24 protein-coding genes are annotated in these 26,644 nt (G+C 72.9%); 4 read left to right on the top strand and 20 right to left on the bottom strand.

The features are described 5' to 3' along the window. The 16 genes from B086_RS0122740 to B086_RS0122670 all read right to left on the bottom strand — a co-directional run. Positions 1-392: flavodoxin-dependent (E)-4-hydroxy-3-methylbut-2-enyl-diphosphate synthase (locus B086_RS0122740; RefSeq protein ID WP_018568735.1), on the bottom strand; the 392-nt coding region annotated here is incomplete at its 3' end. 4 nt (positions 393-396) lie between these two features. Beyond that, positions 397-1,419 (bottom strand): adenosyl-hopene transferase HpnH, encoded by a 1,023-nt coding sequence (hpnH, locus tag B086_RS0122735; RefSeq protein WP_018568734.1) that lies wholly within the window; start codon positions 1,417-1,419, stop codon positions 397-399. Positions 1,420-1,424: 5 nt separating this feature from the next. Beyond that, the gene (locus tag B086_RS0122730; RefSeq protein ID WP_018568733.1) at positions 1,425-2,114 is read right to left on the bottom strand and encodes a hypothetical protein; all 690 of its coding nucleotides are present in this window, start codon (positions 2,112-2,114) and stop codon (positions 1,425-1,427) included. Further along, a complete protein-coding gene (shc, locus tag B086_RS0122725) occupies positions 2,114-4,138 on the bottom strand; it encodes a squalene--hopene cyclase (RefSeq protein WP_018568732.1) in 2,025 nt (674 codons plus the stop codon). Before shc ends, B086_RS0122730 begins: the two co-directional genes overlap by 1 nt. 113 nt (positions 4,139-4,251) lie before the next feature. Beyond that, a complete protein-coding gene (locus B086_RS0122720; RefSeq protein WP_018568731.1) occupies positions 4,252-5,316 on the bottom strand; it encodes a polyprenyl synthetase family protein in 1,065 nt (354 codons plus the stop codon). 74 nt (positions 5,317-5,390) lie between these two features. Continuing rightward, positions 5,391-6,896, bottom strand: coding sequence for a hydroxysqualene dehydroxylase HpnE (gene hpnE / locus B086_RS0122715; protein ID WP_018568730.1), 1,506 nt, complete (start codon positions 6,894-6,896; stop codon positions 5,391-5,393). Further along, positions 6,893-7,033, bottom strand: a complete 141-nt coding sequence (locus B086_RS46270; RefSeq protein WP_381739268.1) for a DUF6380 family protein — start codon at positions 7,031-7,033, stop codon at positions 6,893-6,895. The genes hpnE and B086_RS46270 overlap by 4 nt, the downstream gene beginning before the upstream one ends. Further along, positions 7,033-7,983 carry a presqualene diphosphate synthase HpnD gene (gene hpnD, locus B086_RS0122710; protein WP_018568729.1) on the bottom strand — a complete coding sequence of 317 codons (951 nt, stop codon included), beginning with the start codon at positions 7,981-7,983 and terminating at the stop codon, positions 7,033-7,035. Before hpnD ends, B086_RS46270 begins: the two co-directional genes overlap by 1 nt. Beyond that, entirely contained in the window at positions 7,980-8,876 is an 897-nt protein-coding gene (gene hpnC, locus B086_RS0122705; protein WP_018568728.1) for a squalene synthase HpnC, read from the bottom strand. Before hpnC ends, hpnD begins: the two co-directional genes overlap by 4 nt. Before the next feature lie 361 nt (positions 8,877-9,237). After that, complete coding sequence (locus B086_RS0122700) at positions 9,238-10,056, bottom strand: ABC transporter ATP-binding protein (RefSeq protein WP_018568727.1); 819 nt, start codon at positions 10,054-10,056, stop codon at positions 9,238-9,240. Further along, a complete protein-coding gene (locus B086_RS0122695; protein ID WP_018568726.1) occupies positions 10,043-10,972 on the bottom strand; it encodes an ABC transporter permease in 930 nt (309 codons plus the stop codon). The genes B086_RS0122700 and B086_RS0122695 overlap by 14 nt, the downstream gene beginning before the upstream one ends. A 99-nt stretch (positions 10,973-11,071) precedes the next feature. Then, positions 11,072-11,917: a glycosyltransferase family 2 protein gene (locus tag B086_RS0122690; RefSeq protein WP_037873819.1), complete on the bottom strand. Its 846-nt coding sequence runs from the start codon at positions 11,915-11,917 to the stop codon at positions 11,072-11,074. A gap of 44 nt (positions 11,918-11,961) precedes the next feature. Then, positions 11,962-12,741, bottom strand: a complete 780-nt coding sequence (locus B086_RS0122685) for a CDP-alcohol phosphatidyltransferase family protein (RefSeq protein WP_199785537.1) — start codon at positions 12,739-12,741, stop codon at positions 11,962-11,964. Next, the gene (locus B086_RS0122680) at positions 12,719-13,780 is read right to left on the bottom strand and encodes an iron-containing alcohol dehydrogenase family protein (protein WP_018568723.1); all 1,062 of its coding nucleotides are present in this window, start codon (positions 13,778-13,780) and stop codon (positions 12,719-12,721) included. The genes B086_RS0122685 and B086_RS0122680 overlap by 23 nt, the downstream gene beginning before the upstream one ends. Continuing rightward, positions 13,768-14,529: a sugar phosphate nucleotidyltransferase gene (locus B086_RS0122675; protein WP_018568722.1), complete on the bottom strand. Its 762-nt coding sequence runs from the start codon at positions 14,527-14,529 to the stop codon at positions 13,768-13,770. Before B086_RS0122675 ends, B086_RS0122680 begins: the two co-directional genes overlap by 13 nt. Beyond that, entirely contained in the window at positions 14,526-16,343 is a 1,818-nt protein-coding gene (locus tag B086_RS0122670) for a DUF5941 domain-containing protein (protein ID WP_018568721.1), read from the bottom strand. The genes B086_RS0122675 and B086_RS0122670 overlap by 4 nt, the downstream gene beginning before the upstream one ends. A gap of 440 nt (positions 16,344-16,783) precedes the next feature. On the opposite strand from B086_RS0122670, the gene B086_RS0122665 reads away from it, so the two are divergent. After that, entirely contained in the window at positions 16,784-17,716 is a 933-nt protein-coding gene (locus B086_RS0122665) for a cation diffusion facilitator family transporter (RefSeq protein WP_018568720.1), read from the top strand. Between the two features lie 211 nt (positions 17,717-17,927). Beyond that, positions 17,928-18,518 carry an isopentenyl-diphosphate Delta-isomerase gene (idi, locus tag B086_RS0122660; RefSeq protein WP_018568719.1) on the top strand — a complete coding sequence of 197 codons (591 nt, stop codon included), beginning with the start codon at positions 17,928-17,930 and terminating at the stop codon, positions 18,516-18,518. Between the two features lie 79 nt (positions 18,519-18,597). On the opposite strand, the gene B086_RS0122655 is transcribed toward idi, so the two are convergent. Continuing rightward, complete coding sequence (locus B086_RS0122655) at positions 18,598-19,101, bottom strand: ATP-binding protein (RefSeq protein ID WP_051115896.1); 504 nt, start codon at positions 19,099-19,101, stop codon at positions 18,598-18,600. 271 nt (positions 19,102-19,372) lie between these two features. Between B086_RS0122655 and B086_RS0122650 the strand changes: the two genes are divergently transcribed. Further along, positions 19,373-20,119, top strand: a complete 747-nt coding sequence (locus B086_RS0122650; protein ID WP_018568717.1) for an enoyl-CoA hydratase/isomerase family protein — start codon at positions 19,373-19,375, stop codon at positions 20,117-20,119. A gap of 9 nt (positions 20,120-20,128) precedes the next feature. Here the strand turns inward: B086_RS0122650 and B086_RS0122645 are convergent, their stop codons facing one another. Both B086_RS0122645 and B086_RS0122640 read right to left on the bottom strand, forming a co-directional pair. Further along, a complete protein-coding gene (locus tag B086_RS0122645; protein WP_018568716.1) occupies positions 20,129-20,758 on the bottom strand; it encodes a DJ-1/PfpI family protein in 630 nt (209 codons plus the stop codon). Between the two features lie 127 nt (positions 20,759-20,885). Beyond that, positions 20,886-21,845 (bottom strand): GlxA family transcriptional regulator, encoded by a 960-nt coding sequence (locus B086_RS0122640; protein ID WP_018568715.1) that lies wholly within the window; start codon positions 21,843-21,845, stop codon positions 20,886-20,888. Between the two features lie 216 nt (positions 21,846-22,061). Here B086_RS0122640 and B086_RS0122635 point away from each other — a divergent pair, with 216 nt between their 5' ends. Continuing rightward, the gene (locus B086_RS0122635; protein WP_018568714.1) at positions 22,062-24,464 is read left to right on the top strand and encodes a Tex family protein; all 2,403 of its coding nucleotides are present in this window, start codon (positions 22,062-22,064) and stop codon (positions 24,462-24,464) included. A 520-nt stretch (positions 24,465-24,984) separates the two neighbouring features. On the opposite strand, the gene B086_RS0122625 is transcribed toward B086_RS0122635, so the two are convergent. After that, the gene (locus B086_RS0122625) at positions 24,985-26,637 is read right to left on the bottom strand and encodes an ABC-F family ATP-binding cassette domain-containing protein (RefSeq protein WP_018568712.1); all 1,653 of its coding nucleotides are present in this window, start codon (positions 26,635-26,637) and stop codon (positions 24,985-24,987) included. Positions 26,638-26,644: the final 7 nt, after the last annotated feature.

Below are 26,644 nucleotides of genomic sequence, written 5' to 3'. Positions count from 1 at the left end.
TCCCGCACCTGATCGTCGAACTTCTTGATGTTCCCCGGATTCACCCGCACCGCCGCACACCCCGCCTCGATCGCGGCGAACACATACTTCGGCTGGAAATGAATGTCCGCGATCACCGGGATCTGCGACTTCCGCGCGATCACCGCCAGCGCATCCGCATCATCCTGCGTCGGACACGCCACCCGCACGATCTGACACCCCGACGCCGTCAACTCCGCGATCTGCTGCAACGTCGCACCGATGTCCGACGTACGCGTCGTCGTCATCGACTGCACCGACACCGGGGCCCCGCCCCCGACGGCCACCGGCCCGACCTGGATCTGCCGCGACACACGCCGCGCGGCGACCGGCCGGGCCGGTACCTCGGGAACGCCCAAGGAAACGGCCGTCACGGCGTCAGTTCCGGTTTCCCGAGACGGTCTCGCGCATGGCCCGCAGGGACTCCTTGAGGGAACCCATGGTGGCGAGGACGGCGGTGGGCTCGTAGCCGCAGTGCGCCATGCAGTTGGCGCAGCGCGGGTCCTTGCCGCGTCCGTACTTGTCCCAGTCGGTCTTCTCGACGAGTTCGCGGTACGTCGGGACGTAGCCGTCGCTCATCAGGTAGCAGGGGCGCTGCCAGCCGAAGAGCGAGTAGTTCGGGATCGCCCAGGCGGTGCACGGGAAGTCGACCTTGCCCTCCAGGAAATCCAGGAAGAGCGGGGAGTGGTTGAGCCGCCAGCGCAGCCGGTTGCCGCCCGAGAACGCCTTCTTGAACAGCTCGCGGGTCTGCTCGACGCCGAGGAAGTGCTCCTGGTCGGGGGCCTTCTCGTAGGCGTAGGCGGGCGAGATCATCATCTCGTCGACCTTGAGGTCGTCGTTGAGGAAGTTGAGCACCTCGATGATGGTCTGCGGGGTGTCGGTGTTGAAGAAGGTGGAGTTGGTGGTCACCCGGAAGCCGCGTCGCTTGGCCTCCTTGATGGCAGCCACGGCCTCGTCGAACACACCCTCCTTCGCCACCGACTCGTCGTGCCGTTCGCGCAGACCGTCGATGTGCACGGCGAAGGCGAAGTAGGGCGACGGGGTGAACTTGTCCATCTTCTTGCGCAGCAGCATGGCGTTGGTGCACAGGAAGACGTACTTGCGCTTGGCCACCAACTGGCGGACGATCTCGTCGATCTGAGGGTGCATCAGCGGCTCACCGCCGGCGATGGACACCATCGGCGCACCGGACTCCAGCACCGCGCCCACGGCCTGGGCCACGGGCATGCGCTGCTTGAGCACCCCGGCGGGGTGCTGGATCTTGCCGCAGCCCTCGCACTTCAGGTTGCAGGCGAAGAGCGGTTCCAGCTCCACGATCAGCGGGAACTTGTCCCGCTTGCGGAGCTTCTGTTCGGCCAGATATGTAGCGACCTTGATGGACTGGCGCAGCGGCATGGCCATCTGGCTCACCTCCTGGGGAGCAGCACATTACGGTGCCATTCGAAGAAAGTAGGGAGGACGGCACGGAGAACGCGGAAGGCTGATATTCCACCGCGCACCGTGCCGATGCGTACGAGTTCGTGTTCCGGAGCGTCCACGACCACCCGGACGGCCGCAACCGGGCGCTCACCGGTGCGGACGGCGCCGAGCAGCGTGGCCGCCGACTCCATGTCGACCGCGATGGCACCGGTGGCCAGCAGATCGGACCGCTCGGGACCGCGGACGACGTGGTCGGACCCGGTGACGGGCCCGGTGTGCACCCTGCGGCCGGGCAGGGTGCGGGCGAGTTCCTTGACGAGCAGTTCGGTGCCGACGCAGGCGACGGTGCCGCGCGGGTCCCGGGTCTCCTCGGCGACGACCAGGTCGCCGGGGTGCATGCCCGGGGCGAGCCCGGCGCAGAAGCCGGTGGCCAGCACGGCGGACCGGGCCCACGCCGGGTCGGCCAGGGCCCGGGTGACGGAGCGTTCCGCCGCCCGGGGTCCCATGCCGGTGCGCAGCACGGTGACCGGCCCGGCGCCGGAGCGCCGGTCCGTGCCGTCCGCGGTGCGCCGCCGGCCCGCCCGCCGGGCGCCGCGGTCACCGCTGCGCAGGGCGAGGTGCTCGATGCCGAGCGCACAGGCGATCAGCAGCGGGTCCGGGGCGGGCCGGGTGCTCATCAGCTCCCCTGGGCCTCGGCGCGGGGCCGCTCGGCCCGTGCCCGGTCGGCGAAGGGTTCACCGTGCACGTACCGGCCGAGCGCGGTGAGCGGGAAGACCTGCCGGTAGAGGTGGTAGTTGATGGAGAAGTCCCAGGGGAAGCCGGTCCCGGTGAAGTACGGCTCGTCCCAGGAGCCGTCCTCCCGCTGGGTGTCGGCGAGCCAGCGCACGCCGCGTTCCACCGCCTTGGAGTCCCGCTCGCCGGCCGCGAGCAGCGCCATCAGCGCCCACGCGGTCTGCGAGGCGGTCGAGGCGCCCTTGCCGCTCCACTCCGTGGAGTCGTGGTAGGAGCGCAGGTCCTCGCCCCAGCCGCCGTCGTCGTTCTGCACCCGCTCCAACCAGGCCACCGCGCGGCGGATCGCCGGGTGGGAGCCGGGCAGTCCGGCCGCGGTCAGGGCGGGCACCACGGAGCCGGTGCCGTAGACGTAGTTGACGCCCCAGCGGCCGAACCAGGAGCCGTCCGGCTCCTGTTCGTCCAGCAGCCAGCGGATGCCGCGCCGGGTGCGCGGGTCGTGGGCCAGGCCCTCGACGGCCAGCATCTCCACGACGTGCGCGGTGACGTCGGCCGACGGCGGGTCGATGACCTCGCCGAAGTCGCAGAACGGCAGCCGGTTGGGGAAGGGGCTGGTGTTGTCGACGTCGAACGCGCCCCAGGCGCCGTTCTTCGACTGCATGCCGAGGTTCCAGCGCACCCCGCGGCCGATGGCCTTGTCGACGCGCTCCGGGTCGTGGTGGCGGACCCGGCGCAGGGCCAGGACCACCTCGGCGGTGTCGTCGATGTCCGGGTAGTTGTCGTTGTGGAACTCGAACGCCCAGCCGCCCGGGGGCAGTCCGGGCCGGCGCACCGACCAGTCGCCGGGGCGCACGATCTGTTCGCCGAGCATCCAGTCGGCGGCCTTGACCAGTTGCGGATGGTCGGCGGGCAGTCCGGCGTCGGCGAGCGCGATGGTGGCCAGACAGGTGTCCCAGACCGGGGACTGGCACGCCTCGATCATCCGGGCGCCGTCCTCGCGCCACACCGTGAAGCGGTCCAGCGACTCCAGACCGGCCCGCATCACGGGGTGGTTGAGGTCGTAGCCCATCAGGTGCAGGGCGATGACCGAGTACACGGCGGGCGGCTGGATGCCGCCCCAGCAGCCGTCGTTCTCCTGCCGTTCGATGATCCAGCGGACGGCGGAGTTCATCGCGGCCCGGCGCAGCCGCTTCGGCGCCACCTTGCGGAACATCTGAAGGCCCAGGTCCAGGCGCTGGAAGACGCCGTCCCAGCTCGCCGCGGGGGCGAGCGGCCGGGGCGGGTTGGGCCGCAGCGGATCGGTGTGCAGCTCGTCCAGCGGGAACGGCGCGGGGCGCACCGGGCGCTTGGCCGAGACGACGGTGAGCGGCACGATGGTCTGCCGGGCCCAGCAGCCGAAGTCGTAGATGTTGAGCGGCATCCAGTCGGGGAAGTAGATCAGCTCCGGAGGCATCTCCGGCAGGTCCTCCCACTTCCACCAGCCGAACAGGGCGAGCCAGATCCGGGTGAACACCCGGGCGGCGGCGATGCCGCCCCGCTCGCGGATCCAGGCGGACGCCCTCGCCATGTGCGGGGCGTCGGGCGCGTCGCCGGCCAGCCGGAGGGCGACGTAGGCCTCGATGGTGGTGGACAGCTCCCCCGGGCCGCCGTGGAAGGTGGCCCAGGTGCCGTCCGGGCGCTGCTCGCCGCGGATGAAGAGCGCGGCGGCGCGGGTGGTCGCCTCGTCGGCGATCCCCAGGAACTGGCGCAGGAGCAGGTCCTCGGCGTCCATCGTGACGTTGGTCTCGAGGTCGCCCTTCCACCAGCCCTCGGCGTCCTGCTGCGCGAGCAGGAAGTCGGTGGCACGCCGGGTGGCGTGTGCGGCGGCTTCTTGTACCCCGGCCGTCACGGGGGTGGTGAGTACGGTTTCGCTGGCCGCGGCAGCGCGGGACGGCAGTGTGGCCCCGGTGCTTCCGTCGGTCGTCGCTGTCATGGCTTCCCCTTCGTGCAGTCGTGCAAGTCGTGCTGCTGTGGGTCCGCCGTCGGCCGGTGCCTGAAACCTTTCGGCACCGGCCGGCGACTACGCGAGGGTGGGTGCGATAGTGATCATCTCTTTCGTACGACGACGAAGTCGGCGAGCGCCGCGAACGCGGACCTGACCTGGTCGGGCATGTTCACGGAGTCGAGGGCTTCGATGGCGATGGTGTGCTGACGGCGTGCCTCCTGGGCGGTCCACTCGCGGCCGCCCGCCTCCTCGATCAGGGCGGCGCGGGCCGCGAACTCCTCCTCGGAGAAGTTCTCGAAGTCGCTGCTCTTGGCGTCGGCGGCGAGGATCTCGCCGAGCCGCTCGGAGGCTTCTCCGCCCGCCGCGAGGGCGGCCACCACCGGCAGGGACTTCTTGCGCTGACGCAGATCGCTCCAGGTCTGCTTGCCGGTGGACTCCGGGTCGCCCCAGATGCCGAGGAGGTCGTCGACGGCCTGGAACGCCAGGCCGAGGTGGTAGCCGTACTTCTCCAGGGTGTCGGCGGTCGCGTCGTCGGCGCCGCCGAGCACCGCCCCGATGGAACTGGCGCAGGCGAGCAGGGCGCCGGTCTTGTTGCCCTCCATCTCCAGGCACTCCTCGACGCTCACCCGGTCGCGGTGCTCGTAGGAGATGTCCTGGGCCTGACCGTCGATCAGGGCGCGGGTGGCCGCGGTGAGGCGGCGGGCGGCGCGGCCCGCCTCGACGGTGCCCAGCTCCAGCAGGACTTCGTTCGCCAGGGCGAACAGGGCGTCGCCGACCAGGATGGCCTGGGCGGGGCCGTGCACCTTCCAGACGGTGTCGCGGTGGCGGCGCTGCTCGTCGCCGTCCATGAGGTCATCGTGCAGCAGAGAGAAGTTGTGGACGAGCTCGACGGCGACCGCGCCGGGCACCCCGGCCTCGGGGGCGGCGCCGGTGACCTCGGCGGAGAGCACCGCGAGGGCGGGGCGCACGGCCTTGCCGCCGTCGCCGTGGGCCGGGTTGCCGGCGGCGTCGATCCAGCCGAAGTGGTAGGCGGCGACGGTGTCCATGGGAGGGGCCAGGCGGTCGACGGCCTCCCGCAGGACCGGGGTCGCCAGGGTCCGGCCGCGCTCCAGGAGCGCGGTCACGTCCACCGCGGTCTGCCGAGCGGCCGGCGAGGCCGGGGGCACAGTGGGCACAGTCTCTCCTATTGTCACAGTGCCGGCGGCGCCGGCAGTACCGGCCGCGGGCTGCTGGTCGACCCTCACCGGATCCCCCCTCGCTGGGCGGCGCCGGTCTCTCCCGGTTGTCGGCCGGGGCCCCGGGGGGTGTCCCCGGGGACAGTGCGGTGGGCCGTCTCCTTCAGGGCGAACAGACGGCTGGGGCGGGGCCGGCCCAGGGCGCGCAGCGCGGCGTCCGCCGCGCCGACACCGCTGCGGACCGCGCTCTCCATGGTCGCGGGCCAGCCGGTGGCGGTCCACGCGCCGGCCAGGTACAGGCCGGGTGCCTTGGTGCGGGCGCCGGGCCGCAGCCGTCCGACGCCCGGGGTGGGGGCGAACGTGGCCGTGCGCTCGCGGGTGACGAAGAAGTCCTTCACCTCGGCGCCGCGCGAGCGCGGCAGCAGCCGGCGCAGCTCGGGCAGGTAGCGCTCGCGCAGCTCGGCCACGGGGGCGTCGATCTCGTCCTGCGCCACCGACTGGGACAGCGCCAGGTACTGGCCCTGCTTCAGGCCGGAGGCGTCGGTGCGGTCGAAGACCCACTGCACGGGGGTGCCGAGGGCGGCGACGAAGGGCCGGCCGAGGACCTTGCGGTCGTAGACGACGTGGACGTTGAGAATGGGGGCGGTGCCGATGTCGAGGAGCCGTTCGGGGGCGTCCAGGGCCCCCGGCGGCAGCAGCTCGTACGCCTCGCGCTGGGGTACGGCGAGGACGACCGTGTCGGCGTCCAGCGTCTCGCCGGGAACCTGGACGCTCCAGCGGCCGTTCTCGTGGGGGGAGACGGAGGTGACGCGTGTACGGACCTCGGTACGGACGCCCGCGGAGTCGAGCGCCCTGCGGGCCAGGCGGTCGTGCAGTTCGCCCAGCGGGACGCGGGCCCAGCCGATGTCGGCCGCGCCCGGGTCGGACAGCAGACCGGTCTTGAACACCATCGCGGCCAGCCCCAGTGAGGCGTCGGAGGCGACCGCGTTGAGGGTGGCGACCCCCACGAGGTCCCACAGTGCCTCGACGGCGCGGGGCGACTGGCCGTGCGCGGCCAGCCAGCTGCCGAAGTCCTGGGCGTCCAGCGCGGGATCGGTGGGGTCCAGTGCCTTGAGGGCGAGCGCGGCGCGGCCGACTCTGGCGCGCTCGGCGAGCGAGAGGTGCGGATAGGTGGCCAGGCTGCGCCCGAGGTGCAGGGGTACGGGCAGCGCGTCGCGGCGCAGTCTGCCGAGCCGGCGCCCCTCGGGTCTGGCGGCGTCCAGGACGGGCACGTCGAGCCGGTTCTGGAGCGGGGCGAGCGCGGCGCCCTCGATCCGGTCGAGGAACCAGCGGTAGGCGGTGCAGCAGCGCAGGTAGACGTGCTGGCCGTTGTCGACGGTGAGGTCGCCGCGCCGGAAGGAGAAGGCGAGGCCGCCCAGGCGGGGTCTGCTCTCCAGCAGCGTCACGCGCACTCCGGCGTCGGCGAGGGCGAGCGCGGAGGTCAGGCCGGCGAGGCCGCCGCCGACGACGACGGCGTGCCGTCCGGGCGCCGCCGCCGTCCGGTCGCCGTCCGGTCGCGTCCCGTCGGTCATCGTGCGCCCTCCCCTGTACGTCCGCCGCGGTGGGCGCGTGCTCCCCGGCCGGCCGTCGCCGTCAGTGACGCCGTCGGGGACGCGAAGGTTGCCCGTCGGCGCGGGCCCGCGTGCCGCCCTGTGGTCGAGGTGCCCATCAGGCACGCCTCCTGACGGTCTGCCGGGTGACGTGCCGGGTGTCCAGGCCGGACAGTCCGCGCACGGCGACGTACGCCTTCTCGCGGCCGGGCAGGGAGACCCGGCCGCGCAGCACGGCCTCGGGTTCGCGGGCGATGCGGTCGAGCAGCCGGCGGTAGATCCCGGCCATGGCGGCGACACAGGCACCGCTGCGCCGGTCCAGCATGGGCAGCAGTTGGTAGCCCTCGGCGAACAGGGCGCGGGCGCGCCGTACTTCGAAGTGGACCAGGCCCGCGAAGTCGGAGCCCTCCGGCGGGGTGGAGCCGCGGAAACCGGCCGAGCAGCCGAACTTGGCCAGGTCGTCGGCGGGCAGGTAGGTGCGGCCGCCCTCGGCGTCCTCGCGGACGTCGCGGAGGATGTTGGTCAGTTGCAGCGCCAGACCCAGCGTGTCGGCGTACTCGGGGGCGCGCTCGGCGCCGCGCGCGCCGGGCTCGGTGCCGAACACGCCGAGCGAGAGCCGTCCGATGGCCCCGGCCACGCACCGGCAGTAGACCTTCAGGTCGTCCCAGGTCTCGTACGTCTCGCCGCGCACATCGGCGAGGACGCCGTCGATGAGTTCGTCCAGGCCGCCCAGCGGGATCGGGAAGGTGCGGGCGGCGTGGGCGAGCGCCACGGCGACGGGGTCGGTGTCGTCGTCCTCGACGCCGCCCTCGCGGATCCGGTCCAGCAGGGCCCTGGTGTCCTGTAGCCGCACGGCCTTGACATCGGCCGCCAGCGCGCCGTCGCCGATGTCGTCGACCCGCCGTGAGAACGCGTACAGCGCCGACATCGCGCGGCGCTTGGGCGCCGGCAGGAGTCTGATGCCGTAGGCGAAGTTACGGGCCTGCTGTCCGGTGACGGCCTCGCAGTAGCTGTAGGCGGCGAGTACCGGTGCGGACGCGTGCTGTTCCGACTCCACGGACCGGATCACCCCTCTCCTCGCAGAGTCACGCCCACCTCGCGCAGCAACTGGACCTTGCCGGGCTTGGGCGGGCCGGGTAGTACGTCGTATTCGGCGGCGGCGATCGCGCGGACCGCCGCCCTCCCTCCCGCCACGAACCCCGCGAGCAGCAGCCTGAGCCTGCCGTGGACGCTACCCACCAGGGGGGCGCCTTCATTCAGGAGTTCACGGGCGCGTTCGGCTTCGTACGCGACCAGCGCGCGCACCGATGCGCCCGCGGTGGGTGCGGCGAGGTCCGCCTCCTGGACGTGGAAGCGCTTCATGTCCGAGGCGGGCAGGTAGATGCGGTCGCGGGCGAGGTCCTCGGCGACGTCCTGGAGGTGCTCGACGATCTGGAGGGCGGTGCAGATCGCGTCGGAGCGGCGGATCCGCTCGGGGGTGGAGGTGCCGGTGACGGCGAGGACGAGGCGGCCCACGGGGTTGGCGGACAGCTCGCAGTAGGCGAGCAGGTCGTCGTAGGTCTCGTACCGCGCGACGAGCTGGTCCTGACGGTTGGCGGCGATCAGGCCGAGGAAGGGCTCGGGGGTCAGCCCGCAGCGGCGGACCGTGTGCTGGAGGCGGCGCAGCAGGGGGTGGCCCGGGGTGCCGTCGAAGACCCGGCGCAGATCGGCCTCGAAGGCGTCGAGCAGGGCGAGGCGGTCCTCGGCCTGCTCGGGCGTCGCGCCGAGGAGGCGGGCGTCGGCGCCGCCGGGGGCGAGGTCGCCGTCGCCGATGTCGTCGACCAGGCGGGCGAAGCCGTAGACGGCCATGAGGTCGGTGCGCCAGGCGCGGGGCAGGAAGAACGGGGCCACGGGGAAGTTCTCGCCCGCGGCCTTGTCGAGGGTGGCGCGTTCCGGATCGGGCGCCCCATTCCTCCGCGTCATCGTCCGCTGCCCGGCGCGGGGACGGCACACGCTCCGTTGAGCAGGGGAGTTTCCGTAGCCATTGCCGTCACATCTCCCGTTCTACACTGCCGACCCAAGACACACTATTTCGGACACGCCGCCCGGCCCTTCGCGGGAGCGGCCCGGCGGAGGGTGTCGCGCATTATCTCCCCACTTGCCGCTTTCCGGGACCGGTACAGCTTACGTTGTACAACGCCGGGGGTCGCAGGGGGGGTGTCCCGCAGATCACAACAACACACCGATCGCGTTCAAGATTCCCCAGAACCGCGCGAGTTGACGTTTCCTTTACGGACGAGGGGCCCGCCGGAATAGCTCCGGCGGGCCCCTGCCCCGGTGTCGTCTATTTACCTGTGAACTTCTCGTACTCCTTGAGCACCTCGTCCGTGGGACCGTCCATCCGGAGTTCCCCGCGTTCCAGCCACAGGACCCGGTCGCAGGTGTCACGGATCGACTTGTTGTTGTGGCTCACCAGGAACACGGTGCCCGCTTCCTTGCGCAGCTCCCGGATGCGTTCCTCGGAGCGCTTCTGGAACTTGCGGTCGCCGGTGGCCAGCGCCTCGTCGATCATGAGGACGTCGTGGTCCTTGGCGGCGGCGATGGAGAAGCGCAGCCGGGCCGCCATGCCGGAGGAGTAGGTGCGCATGGGCAGCGTGATGAAGTCACCCTTCTCGTTGATACCCGAGAAGTCCACGATGTCCTGGTAGCGCTCCTTGATCTCCTCGCGGGACATGCCCATGGCCAGACCGCCGAGGATCACGTTGCGCTCGCCGGTGAGATCGTTCATCAGCGCCGCGTTCACCCCCAGCAGCGAGGGCTGGCCGTCGGTGTAGACCTTGCCGCGCTCGGCCGGGAGCAGCCCGGCGATGGCACGCAGCAGGGTGGACTTGCCGGAACCGTTGGAGCCGATCAGGCCGACGGCCTCGCCGCGGTAGGCGACGAAGGAGACGCCCTTGACGGCGTGCACCTTGCGCACACCGCGCGCCGAGTCGTCCTTGCCGCGCTTGACGATCCGGCTGAGTGCCGCGGTGGCGCTGCCCTTGCCGGTCTTGGCGCCGTTGACGCGGTAGACGATGTGCAGCTCGTCCGCGATCACCGTCGGGACACGGGCCGCGCCGGTGCGTGCGGCGTCCTTGCCGGAGTTCTGCTCAGCCACGGCCATACCTTTCCTCCGCCTTCCAGAAGTACACGAAACCGCCGGCGAAGAAGACCACGGCCCACAGCACGGCGAAGGCCCAGACGTGCGGCGGGAGGTGCGAGGAACCGTAGCCGTCGATCAGCGCGAAGCGCATCAGGTCCATGTAGACGGCGGCCGGGTTGACCTGCATCAGCCGGATGACCCATTCGGGGCGGCCCTTGAGCACGCTGTCGATGGAGAACATCACGCCCGAGGCGTACATCCAGGTGCGCATGATGAACGGCATCAGCTGGGCGAGGTCGGGCGTCTTGGCGCCCATCCGGGCCACGATCAGCGACAGGCCCGTGTTGAACAGGAACTGGAGCGCCAGGACCGGGACGATCAGCAGCCAGGACATCGCCGGCAGGCTGCCGAAGACGACCACCAGGACGAACAGCACGATCATCGAGAACAGCAGCTGCTGGAGCTGCTGGAGCGCGAAGGAGACCGGCAGCGAGGCCCGCGGGAAGTGCAGCGCGCGGACCAGGCCGAGGTTGCCGGAGATGGCGCGCACCCCCGCCATGACCGAGTTCTGCGTGAAGGTGAACACGAACACGCCGGTGACCAGGAACGGCAGGTAGGTGTCGTGGGACAGGCCCCGGTTGGCCTTGAGGATCACGCCGAAGATGAAGTAGTACACGGCCGCGTTCAGCAGCGGCGTGGCCACCTGCCAGAGCTGGCCGAGTTTGGCCTGGCTGTACTGGGCGGTCAGCTTCGCCTGGGAGAAGGCGAGGATGAAGTGGCGCCTGCCCCACAGCTGGCGCACGTACTCCACGAGGCGGGGCCGGGCGCCGCTGACGGTCAGCCCGTACTTGGCGGCGAGGCGGTCCGCCGCAAGCCCGTCGTCGGGCGAGGGAGCCGCGTCGAGGGCGACGCCGCCGTCATGCGTTGTCTCACTCACAAGGAAATACTTTCGTCTTCGGGATGCGCGGCCTCGCGAAGGGACGGGCAGGGCACGCGCATGGGCCGGGTGCGGCCGTGCCGCTCGGCTTCGAGCTTGTCAGATGACCGGCGGCCGGCCCAGCCGGGTGAGCCGCCACACCGTACGCCATCTCATGGGCCGGCGCGGCCCGCACGGAGTGGTCCAGCCCTCCCGGAACCCACCGAACCAGGCCTTCAGGGCCGGACGCGAGGGGCGCCGGGCCAGTGTGAGGAACATCCAGACGCCCAGGTAGACCGGGATCAGCGGGGCCGGGAGGTTGCGGCGGGCCAGCCAGACCCGGTTGCGGGCGACCATGCGGTGGTAGACCGCGTGCCGCGAGGGCGCGGTCGTGGGGTGGTACAGCACCATGTCGGCCCGGTAGTCGATCATCCAGCCCGCGTCCAGGGCCCGCCAGGCCAGGTCGGTCTCCTCATGGGCGTAGAAGAACTCGTCCGGCAGGCCGCCGACCTCGGCGAGGACCTGCGTGCGGACGGCGTTGGCGCCGCCGAGGAAGGTGGTGACCCGGGAGGAGCGCATCGGGTCGGAGGCCCGCAGCCGGGGCACGTGGCGGCGCTGGGTGACCCCGGTGTCGGGGTCGGCGATGCGGAAGCTGACGATGCCCAGCTTGTCGTCGTCCGCGAAGGCGCGGCGGCACAGCTCGGCGGTGTCCTGGCGGGCGAGCAGGCCGTCGTCGTCGAGGAAGAGCAGGATGTCGACGTCGGTGCCGCCGGGGCCGAAGGCCTCGATGCCCACGTTGCGTCCGCCGGGGATGCCGAGGTTCTCGGGCAGCTCGACGGTGCGGACGCCCTCGGGGACGTCCGGGACGGGCGAGCCGTTGCCGACGACGACGACCTCGACCGGGTCGCCGTCCTGCTTGGCCACGGAGTCGAGCAGCGCGCGCAGCTCGTCGGGGCGGTTGCCCATGGTGATGACGACGGCCCCGACCTTCGCCGACGCGGCCGCGCCGGTCACCGCAGCCTGCTGGAGACGAGGACCGACACCAGGTGCAGCAGGGTCTGGAGGACCGCGATACCGGCCAGGACGGCGGTGCCGAGGCGGGTGAAGAACAGGTCGCCCCGTATCTGGTCGACGACGGCGAGGACCAGGATCAGCAGCGAGGCCTCCATGCCGAGGATCAGCCGGTGGAACTTGAGCGCGGCGGCGGCGCGGCGGGCCAGCGCCATCCCGGAGGAGCGCGGTTCGGCGGCGCTCTCCTTGACCGGGGGCAGCCCGCCCTGGTGCCGGGCCACGCCGACCAGGTCGGTCTCGGCCTTGATCAGGATCGCGCCGAGCGCGGCCAGGGTGCCCAGGAAGGCCCACAGCCAGTCGATGCGCCCGCTGCCGAACAGGTCGGCGGCGCGCAGGCCGAGGCCGACCAGGACGGCGGCGTCGGTCAGATAGGCGCCGACCCGGTCCAGGTAGACCCCGCCGAGCGAGAACTGCTGCTTCCAGCGGGCGACCTCGCCGTCGACGCAGTCCAGCAGCAGATAGAGCTGGACCGCGACGACTCCGAGCACCGCGCCCCAGATCCCCGGCACCAGCAGGGCCGGGGCGGCGAGCACCCCGCACACCGTCATCAGGTACGTGAGCTGGTTGGGTGTGACCTTGGTGTTCACCAGGTAGCGGTCGACCCGCAGGGACACCTCGCGCATGTAGAGGCGTCCCATCCAGTGCTCACCGCTGCGCCGGTCCTTGACCCCCGCGGGGTGCACGACCGGTCTGAGTTCAGCTACCGATGGCCTTGACATAGTCGGCGTAGGCGTCCTTGATCTGTTCGGTCTTGAGGTCGAGGTGTTCGAGGATCGTGTAGCGGCCGGGCCGGGTCTCCGGGGCGAACTCCACGGCGCGGACGAACTCGTCCACCGTGAAGCCGATGTCCTGCGGCAGCACCGGCAGGCCGTGCCGGCGCAGCACCTGGGCCATCAGCACCGCCTCCTCGTGCGCGCCGCGCAGGTGCATCGCGAAGGCCGCGCCCAGTCCGCACTGCTCGCCGTGGCTGGCGGCGCGCCGGGGGTAGAGCAGGTCGAAGGCGTGGTTGATCTCGTGGCAGGAGCCGGAGGCGGGGCGCGAGTCGCCCGAGACGGCCATGGCGATGCCGGTGAGGACCAGGGCCTCGGCCAGCACCTGGAGGAAGCCGCTGTCCGCGATGCCGCCCGGGTGCCGCAGCACCGCCTCGCCCGCCTGGCGGGCCATGGCGGCGGCCAGGCCGTCGATCTTCTCGCCGTTCACGCGGTGGGCGAGCTCCCAGTCCGCGATCGCGTTGATGTTCGAGACGGCGTCGCCGATGCCCGAGCGGACGAAGCGGGCCGGGGCCGCGCGGATGACGTCCAGGTCGATCACGACGGCGATCGGGTTGGGCACGCCGTAGGAGCCGCGGCCCGCGTCGTTGTCCAGGGTGGCGACCGGGGAGCACAGGCCGTCGTGCGCGAGGTTGGTCGGCACGGCGACCAGCGGAAGGCCGACGCGCGCGGCGGCGAACTTGGCGCAGTCGATGATCTTGCCGCCGCCGAGGCCCACCACGGCGTCGTAGTGGCCGCTCTTCATCTCGCCGGCCAGCCGGATCGCGTCGTCCAGGCTGCCGCCGCCGACCTCGTACCAGGTGGCACCGGGCAGGGTCGGGGCGATCCGCTCGCGCAGCCGGGCGCCGGAGCCGCCGCTGACGGCGACGGCGAGACGCCCGGAGTGCGAGACGCGTTCGTCGGCGAGGACACCGGCCAGGTCGTCGAGGGCGCCGGGCCGGATGTCCACCGCGACCGGCGAGGGGATCAGCCGGGTCAGTAGCGGCACGCGATCTCCCGTCCCCGGGCGAGGTCGTCGTGGTTGTCGATCTCGACCCAGTCGACCTCGCCGATGGGCGCCACGTCGATCCGGAAGCCGCGGTCGACCAGCTCCTGGTAGCCGTCCTCGTAGTACAGCTGCGGGTCGCGCTCGAAGGTGGTCCTCAGCGCGTCGGCCAGCTCGGCGGCGGCCTCGCCCTCGATGAGGGTGACGCCGATGTACTCGCCGGTCGCCTCGGCCGGGTCCATCAGCTTGGTGATCCGGCGCACCCCGGTGGCCGGGTCGGCGACGACCTTCATCTCCTCGTCGGCCAGCGTCTTGACGGTGTCCAGGGCGAGGATGATCCGCTTGCCGTCGCCGCGGGCCGCGAGCAGGGTCTTCTCGACGGAGACGGGGTGGACGGTGTCGCCGTTGGCGAGGATCACGCCGTCCTTGAGGGCGTCACGGCCGCACCAAAGGGAGTAGGCGTTGTTCCACTCCTCGGCCTTGTCGTTGTCGATGAGGGTGAGCTTGAGGCCGTACTTCCGCTCCAGGGCCGCCTTGCGCTCGTGGACGGCCTCCTTGCGGTAGCCGACGATGATCCCGGCCTCGGTCAGGCCGATCTCGGCGAAGTTGGCGAGGGTGAGATCGAGGACGGTGAGCCCGTCGGAGCCGTCCTCTATGCCCGCGGGCCCGACCGGCACCAGCGCCTTGGGCAGGGTGTCGGTGTAGGGGCGCAGACGCCGTCCGGCGCCGGCCGCCAGCACGAGGCCGATCATGCGGGTTCTCCTTCATCGTGTACGGCGGGCGCACCGTCCTTGTGGGCGGTGACCCAGAAGCGGATGCTCTCGGCGAGCACCACCACGGCGACGAGCACGGCGACGACCGTGAGCGCGGCCTTGAACTGCGCGGCGGTGAGCAGCGCCGCCAGTACGGCGACGAGCAGGGTCCGCCCCTCCTGTCCCCCGACGGCGCGCACCAGGCTGCGCGGCGGCGCTCCGGCGTCGCCGCGGATGCGGTACACCGTGTCGTAGTGATGGTAGGCGACGGCCGCCACCAGCCCGAACGCCGCCGGAAGGGCTCCGCGCGCATCGGCGCGGGCGGCCAGGGCCAGCACGGTGCCGTACTCGGCGGCGCGGAAGAACGGCGGGACCAGCCAGTCGAGGGCGCCCTTGAGGGGGCGGGCGACGGCGAGCACCGAGGTGAGGACGTAGCAGAGCGCGCCGACGACCGGCCAGGGGCCGCCGAAGTCGGTGAGGGCCGCGGTGGCGACGACGGCGAGGCCGCCGGCCAGGGCCACGGCGGGCGCGGCGATGCCGGGCAGCCGGCGGGCGGGCCGGGCGAGGAGGCGGGTCAGGACCTCGGTGAGCGGGCCGCTGTCGGCGAGGTCGGCCAGCGCCTGCGCGGCGCGGTCGGTGCGGGTGGCCCGGCGGGTCACCGAGCGCAGCAGCCGGCCCGCGGTGGTGTACGTGGCGGCGAAGGCGCAGCCGATGAGCAGGACGTACAGGGTGATGCGGGGGGTGGTCACGGCGGTGAGCACCGCGATCATCGCCCAGCGCTCGCCGATGGGCAGCACGATCATCCGGCGCAGCCACACCGTCCAGCCGACGCTGTCGAGCCGGTCGGAGAGGGCGGCGGTGGGGCTGGTGTTGGCGGTGGCGTCGTGGTTCGCCTCGTTGAAGGAGAAGTCGACGACGTGCCGGCAGGTCTGGAGCACCATCGCGCCCAGGGCGAGCGCCCACACGTCGTCGCCGCCACGGGCGGCGCCCAGGGCGAGCCCGGCGTAGTAGGCGTACTCCTTGGCCCGGTCGAAGGTGGCGTCGAGCCAGGCGCCGAGGGTGGAGTACTGGAGCGAGTAGCGGGCGAGCTGGCCGTCGGTGCAGTCCAGGACGAACGAGGCGATCAGGAGCACGCCGGCGGCGACGAAGCCGCCGCGGGTGCCGGTGGCGGCGCAGCCGGCCGCTATGAGCGCGGTGAGCAGCGAGGCGGTGGTGACCTGATTGGGGGTCAGGCCGCGGCGAGCGCACCAGCGGGCGAGGTAGCGCGAGTACGGGCTGATGAAGAACGTGGTGAAGAAGCCGTCGCGGGCCTTGACGGCCGACTTGAGGCGGACGGCCTCGTCGTCGACGGCGGCGACGGCCTGCCGTGCCTCGTTGCGGGCCTGCGGGTCGGCGGGGACGGCGGCGACGAGGCGGCCGAGTTCGGGGTGGTGCACGGCGGCGCCGTCGGCGTGCAGGGCGGTGACGGCACGGTCGGCGACGCTGTCCACGGCGAGCGCGGTGCCGCCGCCGGGGGCGTCCTGCCGGGCCAGCGCGCGGGTCAGGGCCGGCCGGGCGGCGGGCTGTGCGGTGACGGCGCCGGGGACGGCGGCCAGCGGGAAGCGGGGGTCGGTCAGTCCCAGGCGCAGGGCGTGGGGGTGGCCGACGAAGCGGGCGTCGACGACGGCGACGCGTTCCCCGCCGGGCACCCGGGCGAGGAGGGTCTCGGCGTCACCGGCGTCGGCGGCGTGCCGCACGTCGAAGCCGAGGGACCGCAGATCGGCCTCGATCGACGATCCGGGGACCGGCTGACCGGTGAGGATGGCGGTCGACAACCGAACTCACTCCCTGGTGCCGGCGCGCGCCGGTCATGTGCATGGTGGAGGGGTGCCGCTCGCCACGGGGCGGCCGGGCGGCATGTCGGCAGAGGCTATCGGATGCCGGGAAGCCCGTGTTCACCGCCCGTTCACGGGCCGATCGACGTCATCTGCCGCAGCCTGCGCCGCGATCATCATGGGTGATCCGGGGGCCGGGTCACAAACTCCGCACCGGATCCGGGCGTTCACCCCGTCGCGTGAAGCGCGGGGCGGACGGCGGCGCGCGGGCCGCGCGCCGGGGCGCCGCCCCGCCGAAACGTTCTGACCTGCGGATCGTTTACGCAGGTCAGAGCACATGACAACGGTGTTCAGTGCCGCGTTGCCCCATACCCCCCACCCGTAGTTCACTGTGGTTCCTGGCGGATACCCGGGACGGAACACAGGAGGGTGGAGAGGCTATGGGGGCCGGTCACGACCACGGGCACACGCACGGCGCCGCCGGCACGGCGGCGGCCGCCCATCGCGGGACGCTGCGCGTCGCGCTGTCGATCACGCTCGCCGTCATGGTGGTGGAGATCGTCGGCGGGGTGCTCGCGGACTCGCTCGCACTGGTGGCGGACGCGGCGCACATGGCCACGGACGCCCTGGGCCTGGGCATGGCGCTGCTCGCCATCCACTTCGCGAACCGGCCGGCGGGCGGCAACCGCACCTTCGGCTACGCCCGCGCCGAGATCCTCGCCGCGCTGGCCAACTGCCTGCTGCTGCTCGGCGTCGGCGGCTACGTCCTGTACGAGGCGGTGCAGCGGTTCATGACGCCCGCCGAGACGCACGGCGGGCTGATGATCGTGTTCGGTCTGATCGGCCTGGTGGCGAACTCGGTGTCGCTGACGCTGCTGATGCGGGGCCAGCAGGAGAGCCTGAACGTGCGGGGCGCCTTCCTGGAGGTGGCCGCGGACGCGCTCGGCTCGCTGGCCGTCATGATCTCGGCCGCGGTCATCCTGCTCACCGGCTGGCAGGCCGCCGACCCGATCGCCTCGCTCGCCATCGGCCTGCTGATCGTGCCGCGCACGGTCAAGCTGCTGCGCGAGACCCTGGACGTCCTGCTGGAGGCCGCGCCGAAGAACGTGGACATGGACGAGGTGCGCGCGCACATCCTGGCCCTGGACGGCGTCGAGGACGTCCACGATCTGCACGCCTGGACGATCACCTCCGGCCTTCCGGTACTGTCCGCGCACGTGGTGGTCAGTTCCGAGGTGCTGAGCGCCATCGGTCACGAAAAGCTGTTGCACGAGTTGCAGGGCTGCCTCGGCCACCACTTCGACGTGGAGCACTGCACCTTCCAGCTGGAGCCCGGCGGGCACGCCGAGCACGAGGCGCGGCTGTGCCACTGAGCGCCGTTTGGGGCGCCGGTCCGCCGGGGGATCCGGACGGTTCCGCCGGTGTCCGGCAGGGCACGATCAGTAACCGGGCCCCTGTGCGCTGACGTCCCCGTCCGGCCGTGTCCACGGCCGGGCGCGGGACATGCGGGTACGCCGGGAAGTGCCGGGAGTGCCGGTTTCGTGCGGCAGACTTGGGGCTCGAGGACCGATGCGAAGGATGGGTATGCCGATCACACCTGCCACCGCGACGCACAGCTCGTCGAACGGCACCGCGGACGCGATCTTGCTGGAACTCGTCGACGAGGACGGCGTGACGATCGGCACCGCGGAGAAGCTCGCCGCGCACCAGCCGCCGGGGCAGTTGCACCGCGCCTTCTCCGTGTTCCTCTTCGACGAGCAGGGCCGGCTGCTGCTCCAGCAGCGGGCGCTGGGCAAGTACCACTCCCCCGGCGTGTGGTCCAACACCTGCTGCGGCCATCCGTACCCCGGCGAGTCGCCGTTCGCGGCGGCGGCCCGGCGGACCTACGAGGAGCTGGGGGTCTCCCCGACGCTGCTCGCGGAGGCGGGCACCGTCCGCTACAACCACCCGGACCCGGCCTCGGGCCTGGTGGAGCAGGAGTTCAACCACCTGTTCGTCGGCCTGGTGCAGTCGGCGCTGCGGCCCGATCCGGAGGAGGTCGGCGCGACCGCGTTCGTCTCCCCGGCGGAGCTGGCCGAGCGGCACGCGCGCGACCCGTTCTCCGCGTGGTTCATGACGGTGCTGGACGCGGCCCGTCCGGCGGTCCGGGAGCTGACCGGCCCCGCGGGCTGGTGAGGCCGTAGGGCCCGGCCCGCCGGGGCTACGGCGGCTACGGCGGCTACGGCGGCTACGGCGGCTACGGCGGCTACGGCGGCTACGGCGCGAGGGTGAGCGGCAGGGCGGCCCAGATCACCTTGCCGCCGCCCGCCGTGTGCTGGACGTCGCAGACCCCGCCCGCCTCCCGGGCGATCTCGCGCACCAGCAGCAGTCCGCGTCCGCCGGTGCGGCCGTGGTCGGTCTCCAGCGCGGTCGGCCGGTAGGGGTGGTCGTCCTCCACGGAGATCCGCAGCCACTCGGCGCCGACGGCCACCTCGACGGCGAGCACCGGCGACACCACCGCCGCGTGCCGCACCGCGTTCGTGACCAGCTCGGACACGATCAGCAGCAGTCCGTGCACCAGGTCGTCGGAGACCGGCACCCGCTGGCGCAGCAGCAGATCGCGCACAGCGTGCCGGGCCTGCGGGACGGAGGCGTCGACGGCGGGCGCGGTGAAGCGCCAGACGCCCTCGTACGGCAGCGGGTGCGGCGGTGTTCCGGTCGGCGGGGCCCCCGTGCCGCCTGCCGGGCGCGGTCCGTTCCCGCGCCCCTGGTCGTCCATCGTCCGGTCGCCGCCCTCGCGCTCGATTGTCACCACACGTCGAGTGTTGGTAACGCGGCGCTCATCCCCAAGGACTGACGCAAGTCGGCCGGTATCCGGCGCGTCCCGATCGTTCCTGGCTGTTCCGGCCCCTCAGAGAAACGGTTCTGCTCAGTCGGTGCCGCGTTTGCGAACTCTTCGGGTTGTACGGATCGTACGGGCGGCGCCGCCCGGGGAGCGCGGTCGTACCCGTCCCGTTCGCACACCCGGTCGCCCCGATAGCATCCGGGCCATGGAGCCGCAGCTGCTGCACGACGTCACCGACGCGGTCGCCACCGTCGTCGTCCACCACCCGGCCAAGCGCAACGCCATGACGGCCGCGATGTGGCGCGCGCTGCCACCGCTCCTGGACCGCCTGGCCGCCGATCCGGGCGTACGGGTGCTGGTGCTGACCGGCGCGGACGGGACGTTCTGCGCCGGGGCGGACATCTCCACGCTCCGGCGCTCGCCCGAGGAGGCGCAGACGCTGGCGGTGGCGGCCGAGGAGGCGCTCGCCGCCTTCCCCAAGCCGACCCTGGCGGCGGTGCGCGGACACTGCGTCGGCGGCGGCGCCCAGCTCGCGGCCGCCTGCGACCTGCGGTTCGCCGAGGAGGGCGCGCTGTTCGGGGTGACCCCGGCGAAGCTCGGCATCGTCTATCCCGCCTCCGCGACCCGGCGGCTGGTGTCCCTGGTGGGCCCGGCCACCACCAAGTACCTGCTCTTCTCCGGCGAGCTGATCGACGCGTGGCGGGCGCTGCGCACCGGTCTCGTCGACGAGGTGCTGCCCGAGGGCGGGCTCGGCAAGCGGGTCGCGGAGTTCACCGGCGTACTGGCCGCGCGCTCGCAGCTGACGCAGGCCGCGGCCAAGGAGTTCGCGGACGGCCGCACCGGCCGGGACGCCCATTGGAGCGCCGAGGCACGCGGCAGCGGCGACACCGCCGAGGGGGTCGCCGCCTTCCTGGAGCGCAGGGCACCGCGTTTCACCTGGAGCGCCGGGTAGGGCTCCGGGTCAGCGCGCGCGTCCGGCGCCGCGAAGCTCCGCCACCAGGTGGGCGGGCGCCTTCTGCGGGGATCCGGCGTCGTAGGGCGGCTGGGGGTCGTACTCGATCAGGAGCTGGACGGCCTGCGCCCGCTCGTCGCCCGCGATCCGGCCGAACAGGGTCAGGCCCATGTCGATGCCGGCCGAGACACCGGCGGCGGTGACGTACTTGCCGTCGGTCACCACCCGCTCGCCGGTGGGCTCGGCACCGAGGGTTCCGAGGTGGTCGAGGGCCAGCCAGTGCGAGGTGGCGCGCCGACCGCGCAGCAGCCCGGCGGCGCCCAGCAGCAGGGAGCCGGTGCAGACCGAGGTGGTCCACGTGGTGGTCGCGTCGGCGGCGCGCAGCCAGTCGAGGAGCACCGGGTTGTCCATCTGCGTCCGCTGCCCGGGGCCGCCCGGCACGACCACGACGTCGGGGGACGGTACGTCGGCCAGGGTGCGGTCGGCGCTCAGGGCGAGGTTGTCGGTGTCGGCGCGCACGGGCCCGGTCCGCTCGGCGACGAAGACGGTGTCCGCCCCGGGCAGCCGGCCCAGCGTCTCGTAGGGGCCCACGGCGTCCAGGGCGGTGAAGTGGTCGTAGAGGACGATGGCGATCTGCATGGTGTTCCCTCCGGTGGGGGCGTGTGGTGTGCGCGGGACGTGTGGTGTGCGCGGGGCGCGTGGTGCGTGCTGCGCGGCGCGCGGGTGGTACGCGGGTCGCGGCGGTCGGGCGGTGCGCGCGGGGCGGTCAGGCGGTGGGGGCGGGGCGGAAGCGGCGGCGGTACTCCGCCGGGGCGGCGCCCAGGGTGCGGACGAAGGCGCGCCGCATGGCCTCGGGCGTGCCGTAGCCGCTGGCCCGGGAGATCTCCTCGACGCCGTCGGCGGTGTCCTCCAGCAGCCGCCGGGCGTGTTCGAGCCGGACCCGGTCGACGTACCGGCCGGGCGTCATGCCCGTCTCGGCGCGGAAGGCGCGGGCGAAGTGGCGCGGCGAGAGGGCCGCGCGGGCGGCCAGCGCGTCCACGCCCAGGTCACCGTCCGGGTGCTCGGTGATCCACTGCTGGAGGTCCCGGAGCGGGTCCCGGTGCGCCGTCTGGGCGGTGAGCTGGGCGCTGAACTGGGCCTGGTTGCCCGGCCTGCGCAGGAACACCACCAGATGGCGGGCGACGCAGAGCGCGGTGTCCCGGCCCAGGTCCTCCTCGACGAGCGCGAGCGCCAGGTCGATCCCCGCGGTGACCCCGGCCGAGGTCGACACCGTGCCGTCCCGTACGAAGATCGGATCGGCCTCGACCCGCACGGCCGGGTGGTCGCGGGCCAGGGTGGCGCAGTACGCCCAGTGGGTGGTGCACCGGCGGCCGTCCAGCAGGCCCGCTCGGGCCAGCAGGATCGCGCCGGTGCACACCGAGACCAGCCGGGCCGCGCGCGGCCCCTGTCCGCGCACCCAGTCGACCAGGCGCGGATCGGGCCTGCGGGTGCCCTCGCCGCCGGGCAGGACCAGGGTGTGCGGAGCGGGCGCCTCTTCGAGCGAGGAGTCCGGTACGACGTTCAGACCGCTGGAGGTACGGACGGGTGCGCCGTCCAGGGAGGCCGTGCGGACGCGGTAGCTGCCGGGGGCGTGCTTCTCGGCACCGGCGAAGACCTCCAGGGGGCCGGTGACGTCCAGGCTCTGCACGCCGTCGAAGAGGACGAAGAGAACGGTTCGCTGCGCCATGGTCCCGATTCTCGGCGGCCCCACCGACGGCCGCAACGACGGATTTCCCACCTTTCCTGCCATGCGCCCGGCGGATGCCCGGCGGGGCGCGCGCAGCGCGTGCGGCGCGGTCCGGGCGCGCGACGCGCCCCGCCGGACACCGCCCTGTCCCCCGCTTGTCGGTGCCGCCTGCCACAATTGCCGCGCAACCCGAAGTGGAGAAGGCGGTACGGGAACGTGACGACACCCCTCACAGGGTCCATCGAAGGCAGGATCGCCGAGGAGCTCGGCGTACGGGAGCGGCAGGTCAAGGCCGCCGTGGAGCTGCTCGACGGCGGTTCGACGGTGCCCTTCATCGCCCGCTACCGCAAGGAGGCCACCGAGACGCTCGACGACGCGCAGCTGCGCACGATCGAGGAGCGGCTGCGCTATCTGCGGGAGCTGGAGGACCGGCGGGCCGCGATCCTGGAGTCGGTGCGCGAGCAGGGCAGGCTCACCGACGAGCTGGAGGCGCGGATCCGCGGCGCCGAGACCAAGGCGCGGCTGGAGGACATCTACCTGCCGTTCAAGCCGAAGCGGCGCACCAAGGCGCAGATCGCGCGCGAGGCGGGCCTCGAACCGCTGGCGGACGGCCTGCTCGGCGACCCGGGTGTCGAACCGTCGGCCGCCGCGGCGGCGTTCGTGGACGCGGACAAGGGCGTCGCCGATCCGCAGGCCGCCCTGGACGGGGCCCGCGCGATCCTCACCGAGCGGTTCTCCGAGGACGCCGACCTGATCGGCGAGCTGCGCGAGCGCATGTGGACGCGCGGGCGGCTGGCCGCGAAGGTGCGCGAGGGCAAGGAGGAGGCGGGCGCGAAGTTCGCCGACTACTTCGACTTCGCCGAGCCGTTCACCGACCTGCCCTCGCACCGGATCCTCGCGATGCTGCGCGGCGAGAAGGAGGAGGTCCTCGATCTCGTCCTGGAGCCCGAGGAGGCCACCGAGGGGCCGTCCTCGTACGAGGGGATCGTGGCGCACCGCTTCGGCATCGCCGACCGCGGGCGGCCCGCCGACAAGTGGCTGAAGGACACGGTCCGGTGGGCCTGGCGCACCCGGATCCTCGTCCATCTCGGCATCGACCTGCGGCTGCGGCTGCGCACGGCCGCCGAGGACGAGGCGGTGGACGTGTTCGCGGCCAACCTGCGCGACCTGCTGCTGGCCGCCCCGGCCGGCACCCGCACCACGCTCGGCCTGGACCCGGGCTTCCGTACGGGCGTGAAGGTCGCCGTGGTCGACGCGACCGGCAAGGCCGTCGCCACGGACGTGATCCACCCGCACGTCCCGGCCAACAAGTGGGACCAGTCCATCGCCACGCTGGCGCGGCTGGCCGAGGAGCACGCGGTCGAGCTGGTGGCCATCGGCAACGGCACGGCCTCGCGGGAGACCGACAAGCTCGCCGCCGACCTGATCAGCAGGCACCCGGAGCTGAACCTCACCAAGGTGATGGTGTCGGAGGCGGGCGCCTCGGTGTACTCGGCCTCCGCCTACGCCTCGCAGGAGCTGCCCGGCATGGACGTCTCGCTGCGCGGCGCGGTGTCCATCGCGCGCCGCCTCCAGGACCCGCTGGCCGAGCTGGTGAAGATCGACCCGAAGTCGATCGGTGTCGGCCAGTACCAGCACGACCTGTCCGAGGTGAAGCTGTCCCGCTCCCTGGACGCGGTGGTCGAGGACTGTGTGAACGGCGTGGGCGTGGACGTCAACACGGCGTCCGTGCCGCTGCTCGCGCGGGTCTCCGGCATCACCTCGGGCCTCGCCGAGAACATCGTGTCGCACCGCGACGCCAACGGCCCCTTCACCTCGCGCGCCCAGCTGAAGAAGGTCTCCCGGCTCGGCCCCAAGGCGTACGAGCAGTGCGCGGGCTTCCTGCGGATCCGCGGCGGCGACGACCCGCTGGACGCCTCCAGCGTCCACCCGGAGGCGTATCCGGTGGTGCGCCGCATGGTGAAGACCACGGGCCAGGAGGTGGCCTCCCTGGTGGGCAACACGGGCGTGCTGCGCGCGCTGCGCCCGGCCGACTTCGTCGACGACACCTTCGGTCTGCCCACGGTCTCCGACATCCTCAAGGAGCTGGAGAAGCCGGGGCGCGACCCGCGGCCCGCCTTCCGGACGGCCACCTTCAAGGAGGGCGTGGAGAAGATCTCCGACCTGTCCTCCGGGATGGTGCTGGAGGGCGTGGTGACGAATGTGGCGGCCTTCGGCGCGTTCGTGGACGTCGGTGTCCACCAGGACGGTCTGGTGCATGTCTCCGCGATGTCGAGGACGTTCGTCAAGGACCCGCGGGACGTGGTCAAGCCCGGTGACATCGTCAAGGTGAAGGTCCTGGACGTCGACATCCCGCGCAAGCGGATCTCGCTGACGCTGCGCCTGGACGACACGGCGGCTCCGCAGGAGCGGCAGGGGCAGGGCGGCGGCGGTGAGGCGCGCAGGCAGCGCGGCGGCCGGCCGCCGCAGCAGCGGCAGGGCCAGGGCCAGGGCCAGGGGCGCGGCGGCGGTGGGGGCGGCGGCGGTGCGCGTCAGACGCCGCCGCCGGCCAACAGCGCCATGGCGGACGCGCTGCGCCGCGCGGGCCTGCTGAACGGCGGGGACAAGGGCCGCCGCTGACACACCGCGGGCCCGGACCGTGCCGCCGTGCGGCGGCGCGGTCCGGGCCCGGTGGTCCTGCGGCCCCCGAAAAGGCCCCGGCGCGGCCGGCCGTCCACCGTCCGGTGCGTGTCACTGCCTGGGACACGCGGGCGGGACGGGCCGGGTGCGACGGGGCCGGGGAAACCCGGCGGCGCTGCGGGACGTCAGCGCGGGCCCTGGCCGGGGGGCAGCGCGGAGTGCGCGCGGGGACCGGCGCCGCGTCCGGCGGGGCCGGGCTCGAAGGCGCCCGACGGCTGGCCCGTCCGCATCACCTGGTCGAGCTCCCTCCGTATGCTCGTCGCCGCGTCACGGACCCGGGCGGGCACGTCCCCGCGTTCGGCGACGAGTTGGTGGTAGATGGGCGCGTCCTGGAACATGGACAACCATGCCTTTCGGTCTGCGGTGCGGTCTCTGTGCGCTGGACAACGGTTGCCGAGTGTAAAGCCCCGTGGGTGCGGCCCCGGTGGGCGCCTCCCGGGTCCGCCGCCGTGCCCGGCCCTCAGAACGCGCCCGGGTACTCGCTCACCTTGCCGTCCACGACCTCCAGGCGGCGGGTGGTGCGGACGGCCCGCAGCATGCGCCGGTCGTGGGTCACCAGCAGGAGAGTGCCCTCGTAGGCGTCCAGGGCGGACTCCAGCTGCTCGATGGCGGGCAGGTCCAGGTGGTTGGTCGGCTCGTCCAGGACGAGCAGATTGACGCCCCTGCCCTGGAGCAGGGCGAGCGCGGCCCTGGTGCGCTCGCCCGGGGAGAGGGTCGCGGCGGGGCGCAGCACGTGGTCCGCCTTCAGGCCGAACTTGGCGAGCAGGGTGCGTACGTCGGCGGGCTCGGTGTCCGGGACGGCCGCGCGGAAGGCGTCCAGCAGCGATTCGGAACCGTGGAACAGGTGCCGGGCCTGGTCGACCTCGCCGACCAGGACGCCGGAGCCGAGGGTGGCGTGCCCCGCGTCCAGGGGGAGGCGGCCCAGCAGCGCGGCGAGCAGGGTGGACTTGCCCGCGCCGTTGGCGCCGGTGACCGCCACCCGGTCCGCCCAGTCGATCTGGAGGGAGACGGGACCGAGCGCGAAGGAGCCGCGCCGCACCTCCGCGTCGCGCAGCGTGGCGACGACCGCGCCCGAGCGGGGGGCCGCCGCGATCTCCATGTGCAGCTCCCACTCCTTGCGGGGCTCCTCCACGGTCTCCAGGCGTTCGATCATGCGCTGGGTCTGGCGGGCCTTGGCGGCCTGCTTCTCGCTGGCCTCGCTGCGGAACTTGCGGCCGATCTTGTCGTTGTCGCTTCCCGCCTTGCGCCGGGCGTTCTTCACGCCCTTGTCCATCCAGGACCGCTGCGTCTGCGCGCGCTCCTGGAGGGCCGCCTTCTTGTCGGCGTACTCCTCGTAGTCGTCGCGGGCGTGCCGGCGGGCGACCTCGCGCTCCTCCAGATAGGCCGCGTAGCCGCCGCCGTAGAGGTTGATCTGCCGCTGGGCGAGGTCGAGTTCGAGGACCTTGGTGACGGTGCGGGTGAGGAACTCGCGGTCGTGGCTGACGACGACCGTGCCCGCGCGCAGACCGGTGACGAAGCGTTCGAGCCGGTCCAGGCCGTCCAGGTCCAGGTCGTTGGTCGGTTCGTCGAGCAGGAAGACGTCGTAGCGGGAGAGCAGCAGGGAGGCGAGCCCGACGCGGGCCGCCTGGCCGCCCGACAGGGACGTCATGGCCTGGTCCAGGTCGACGGCGAGACCGAGCGAGCCGGTGGTCTCCTCGGCGCGCTCGTCGAGGTCGGCGCCGCCGAGACCGAGCCAGCGATCCAGGGCGGCGGCGTAGGCGTCGTCCGCGCCCGGGGCGCCGTCGACGAGCGCCTGGGTGGCCTCGTCCATGGCGCGCTGGGCGGCGGCGACCCCGGTGCGGCGGCCCAGGAACTCCCGTACGGTCTCGCCGGGGCGACGCTCGGGCTCCTGGGGCAGGTGGCCGACGGTCGCGGTCGGCGGGGAGAGCGCGAGGTCGCCCTGCTCGGGCGCGGCCAGTCCGGCGAGGATCCGCAGCAGCGTGGACTTGCCCGCGCCGTTGGCGCCGACGAGACCGATCACGTCCGAGGGGGCGACGACGAGGTCGAGCCCGGTGAACAGCGCGCGGTCGCCGTGTCCGGCGGCGAGGTTCTTGGCGACGAGGGTGGCAGTCATCAGAGGG

Source organism: Streptomyces sp. PsTaAH-124 (assembly GCF_000373685.1).
Classification (GTDB): domain Bacteria; phylum Actinomycetota; class Actinomycetes; order Streptomycetales; family Streptomycetaceae; genus Streptomyces; species Streptomyces andamanensis.
Note: the sequence above shows the minus strand (reverse complement) of the source record. Positions and strands in the feature narration are given on the sequence as shown.

Coding starts and splice junctions, on each gene's coding strand:
- hpnH (WP_018568734.1), bottom strand. CDS start 1,419: ATGGCCATGCCGCTGCGCCAGTCCATCAAGGTCGCTACATATCTGGCC.
- B086_RS0122730 (WP_018568733.1), bottom strand. CDS start 2,114: ATGAGCACCCGGCCCGCCCCGGACCCGCTGCTGATCGCCTGTGCGCTC.
- shc (WP_018568732.1), bottom strand. CDS start 4,138: ATGACAGCGACGACCGACGGAAGCACCGGGGCCACACTGCCGTCCCGC.
- hpnE (WP_018568730.1), bottom strand. CDS start 6,896: ATGACCGACGGGACGCGACCGGACGGCGACCGGACGGCGGCGGCGCCC.
- B086_RS46270 (WP_381739268.1), bottom strand. CDS start 7,033: ATGGGCACCTCGACCACAGGGCGGCACGCGGGCCCGCGCCGACGGGCA.
- hpnC (WP_018568728.1), bottom strand. CDS start 8,876: ATGACGCGGAGGAATGGGGCGCCCGATCCGGAACGCGCCACCCTCGAC.
- B086_RS0122700 (WP_018568727.1), bottom strand. CDS start 10,056: ATGGCCGTGGCTGAGCAGAACTCCGGCAAGGACGCCGCACGCACCGGC.
- B086_RS0122690 (WP_037873819.1), bottom strand. CDS start 11,917: ATGGGCAACCGCCCCGACGAGCTGCGCGCGCTGCTCGACTCCGTGGCC.
- B086_RS0122685 (WP_199785537.1), bottom strand. CDS start 12,741: ATGTCAAGGCCATCGGTAGCTGAACTCAGACCGGTCGTGCACCCCGCG.
- B086_RS0122675 (WP_018568722.1), bottom strand. CDS start 14,529: ATGATCGGCCTCGTGCTGGCGGCCGGCGCCGGACGGCGTCTGCGCCCC.
- B086_RS0122665 (WP_018568720.1), top strand. CDS start 16,784: ATGGGGGCCGGTCACGACCACGGGCACACGCACGGCGCCGCCGGCACG.
- idi (WP_018568719.1), top strand. CDS start 17,928: ATGCCGATCACACCTGCCACCGCGACGCACAGCTCGTCGAACGGCACC.
- B086_RS0122655 (WP_051115896.1), bottom strand. CDS start 19,101: ATGGACGACCAGGGGCGCGGGAACGGACCGCGCCCGGCAGGCGGCACG.
- B086_RS0122650 (WP_018568717.1), top strand. CDS start 19,373: ATGGAGCCGCAGCTGCTGCACGACGTCACCGACGCGGTCGCCACCGTC.
- B086_RS0122645 (WP_018568716.1), bottom strand. CDS start 20,758: ATGCAGATCGCCATCGTCCTCTACGACCACTTCACCGCCCTGGACGCC.
- B086_RS0122640 (WP_018568715.1), bottom strand. CDS start 21,845: ATGGCGCAGCGAACCGTTCTCTTCGTCCTCTTCGACGGCGTGCAGAGC.
- B086_RS0122625 (WP_018568712.1), bottom strand. CDS start 26,637: ATGACTGCCACCCTCGTCGCCAAGAACCTCGCCGCCGGACACGGCGAC.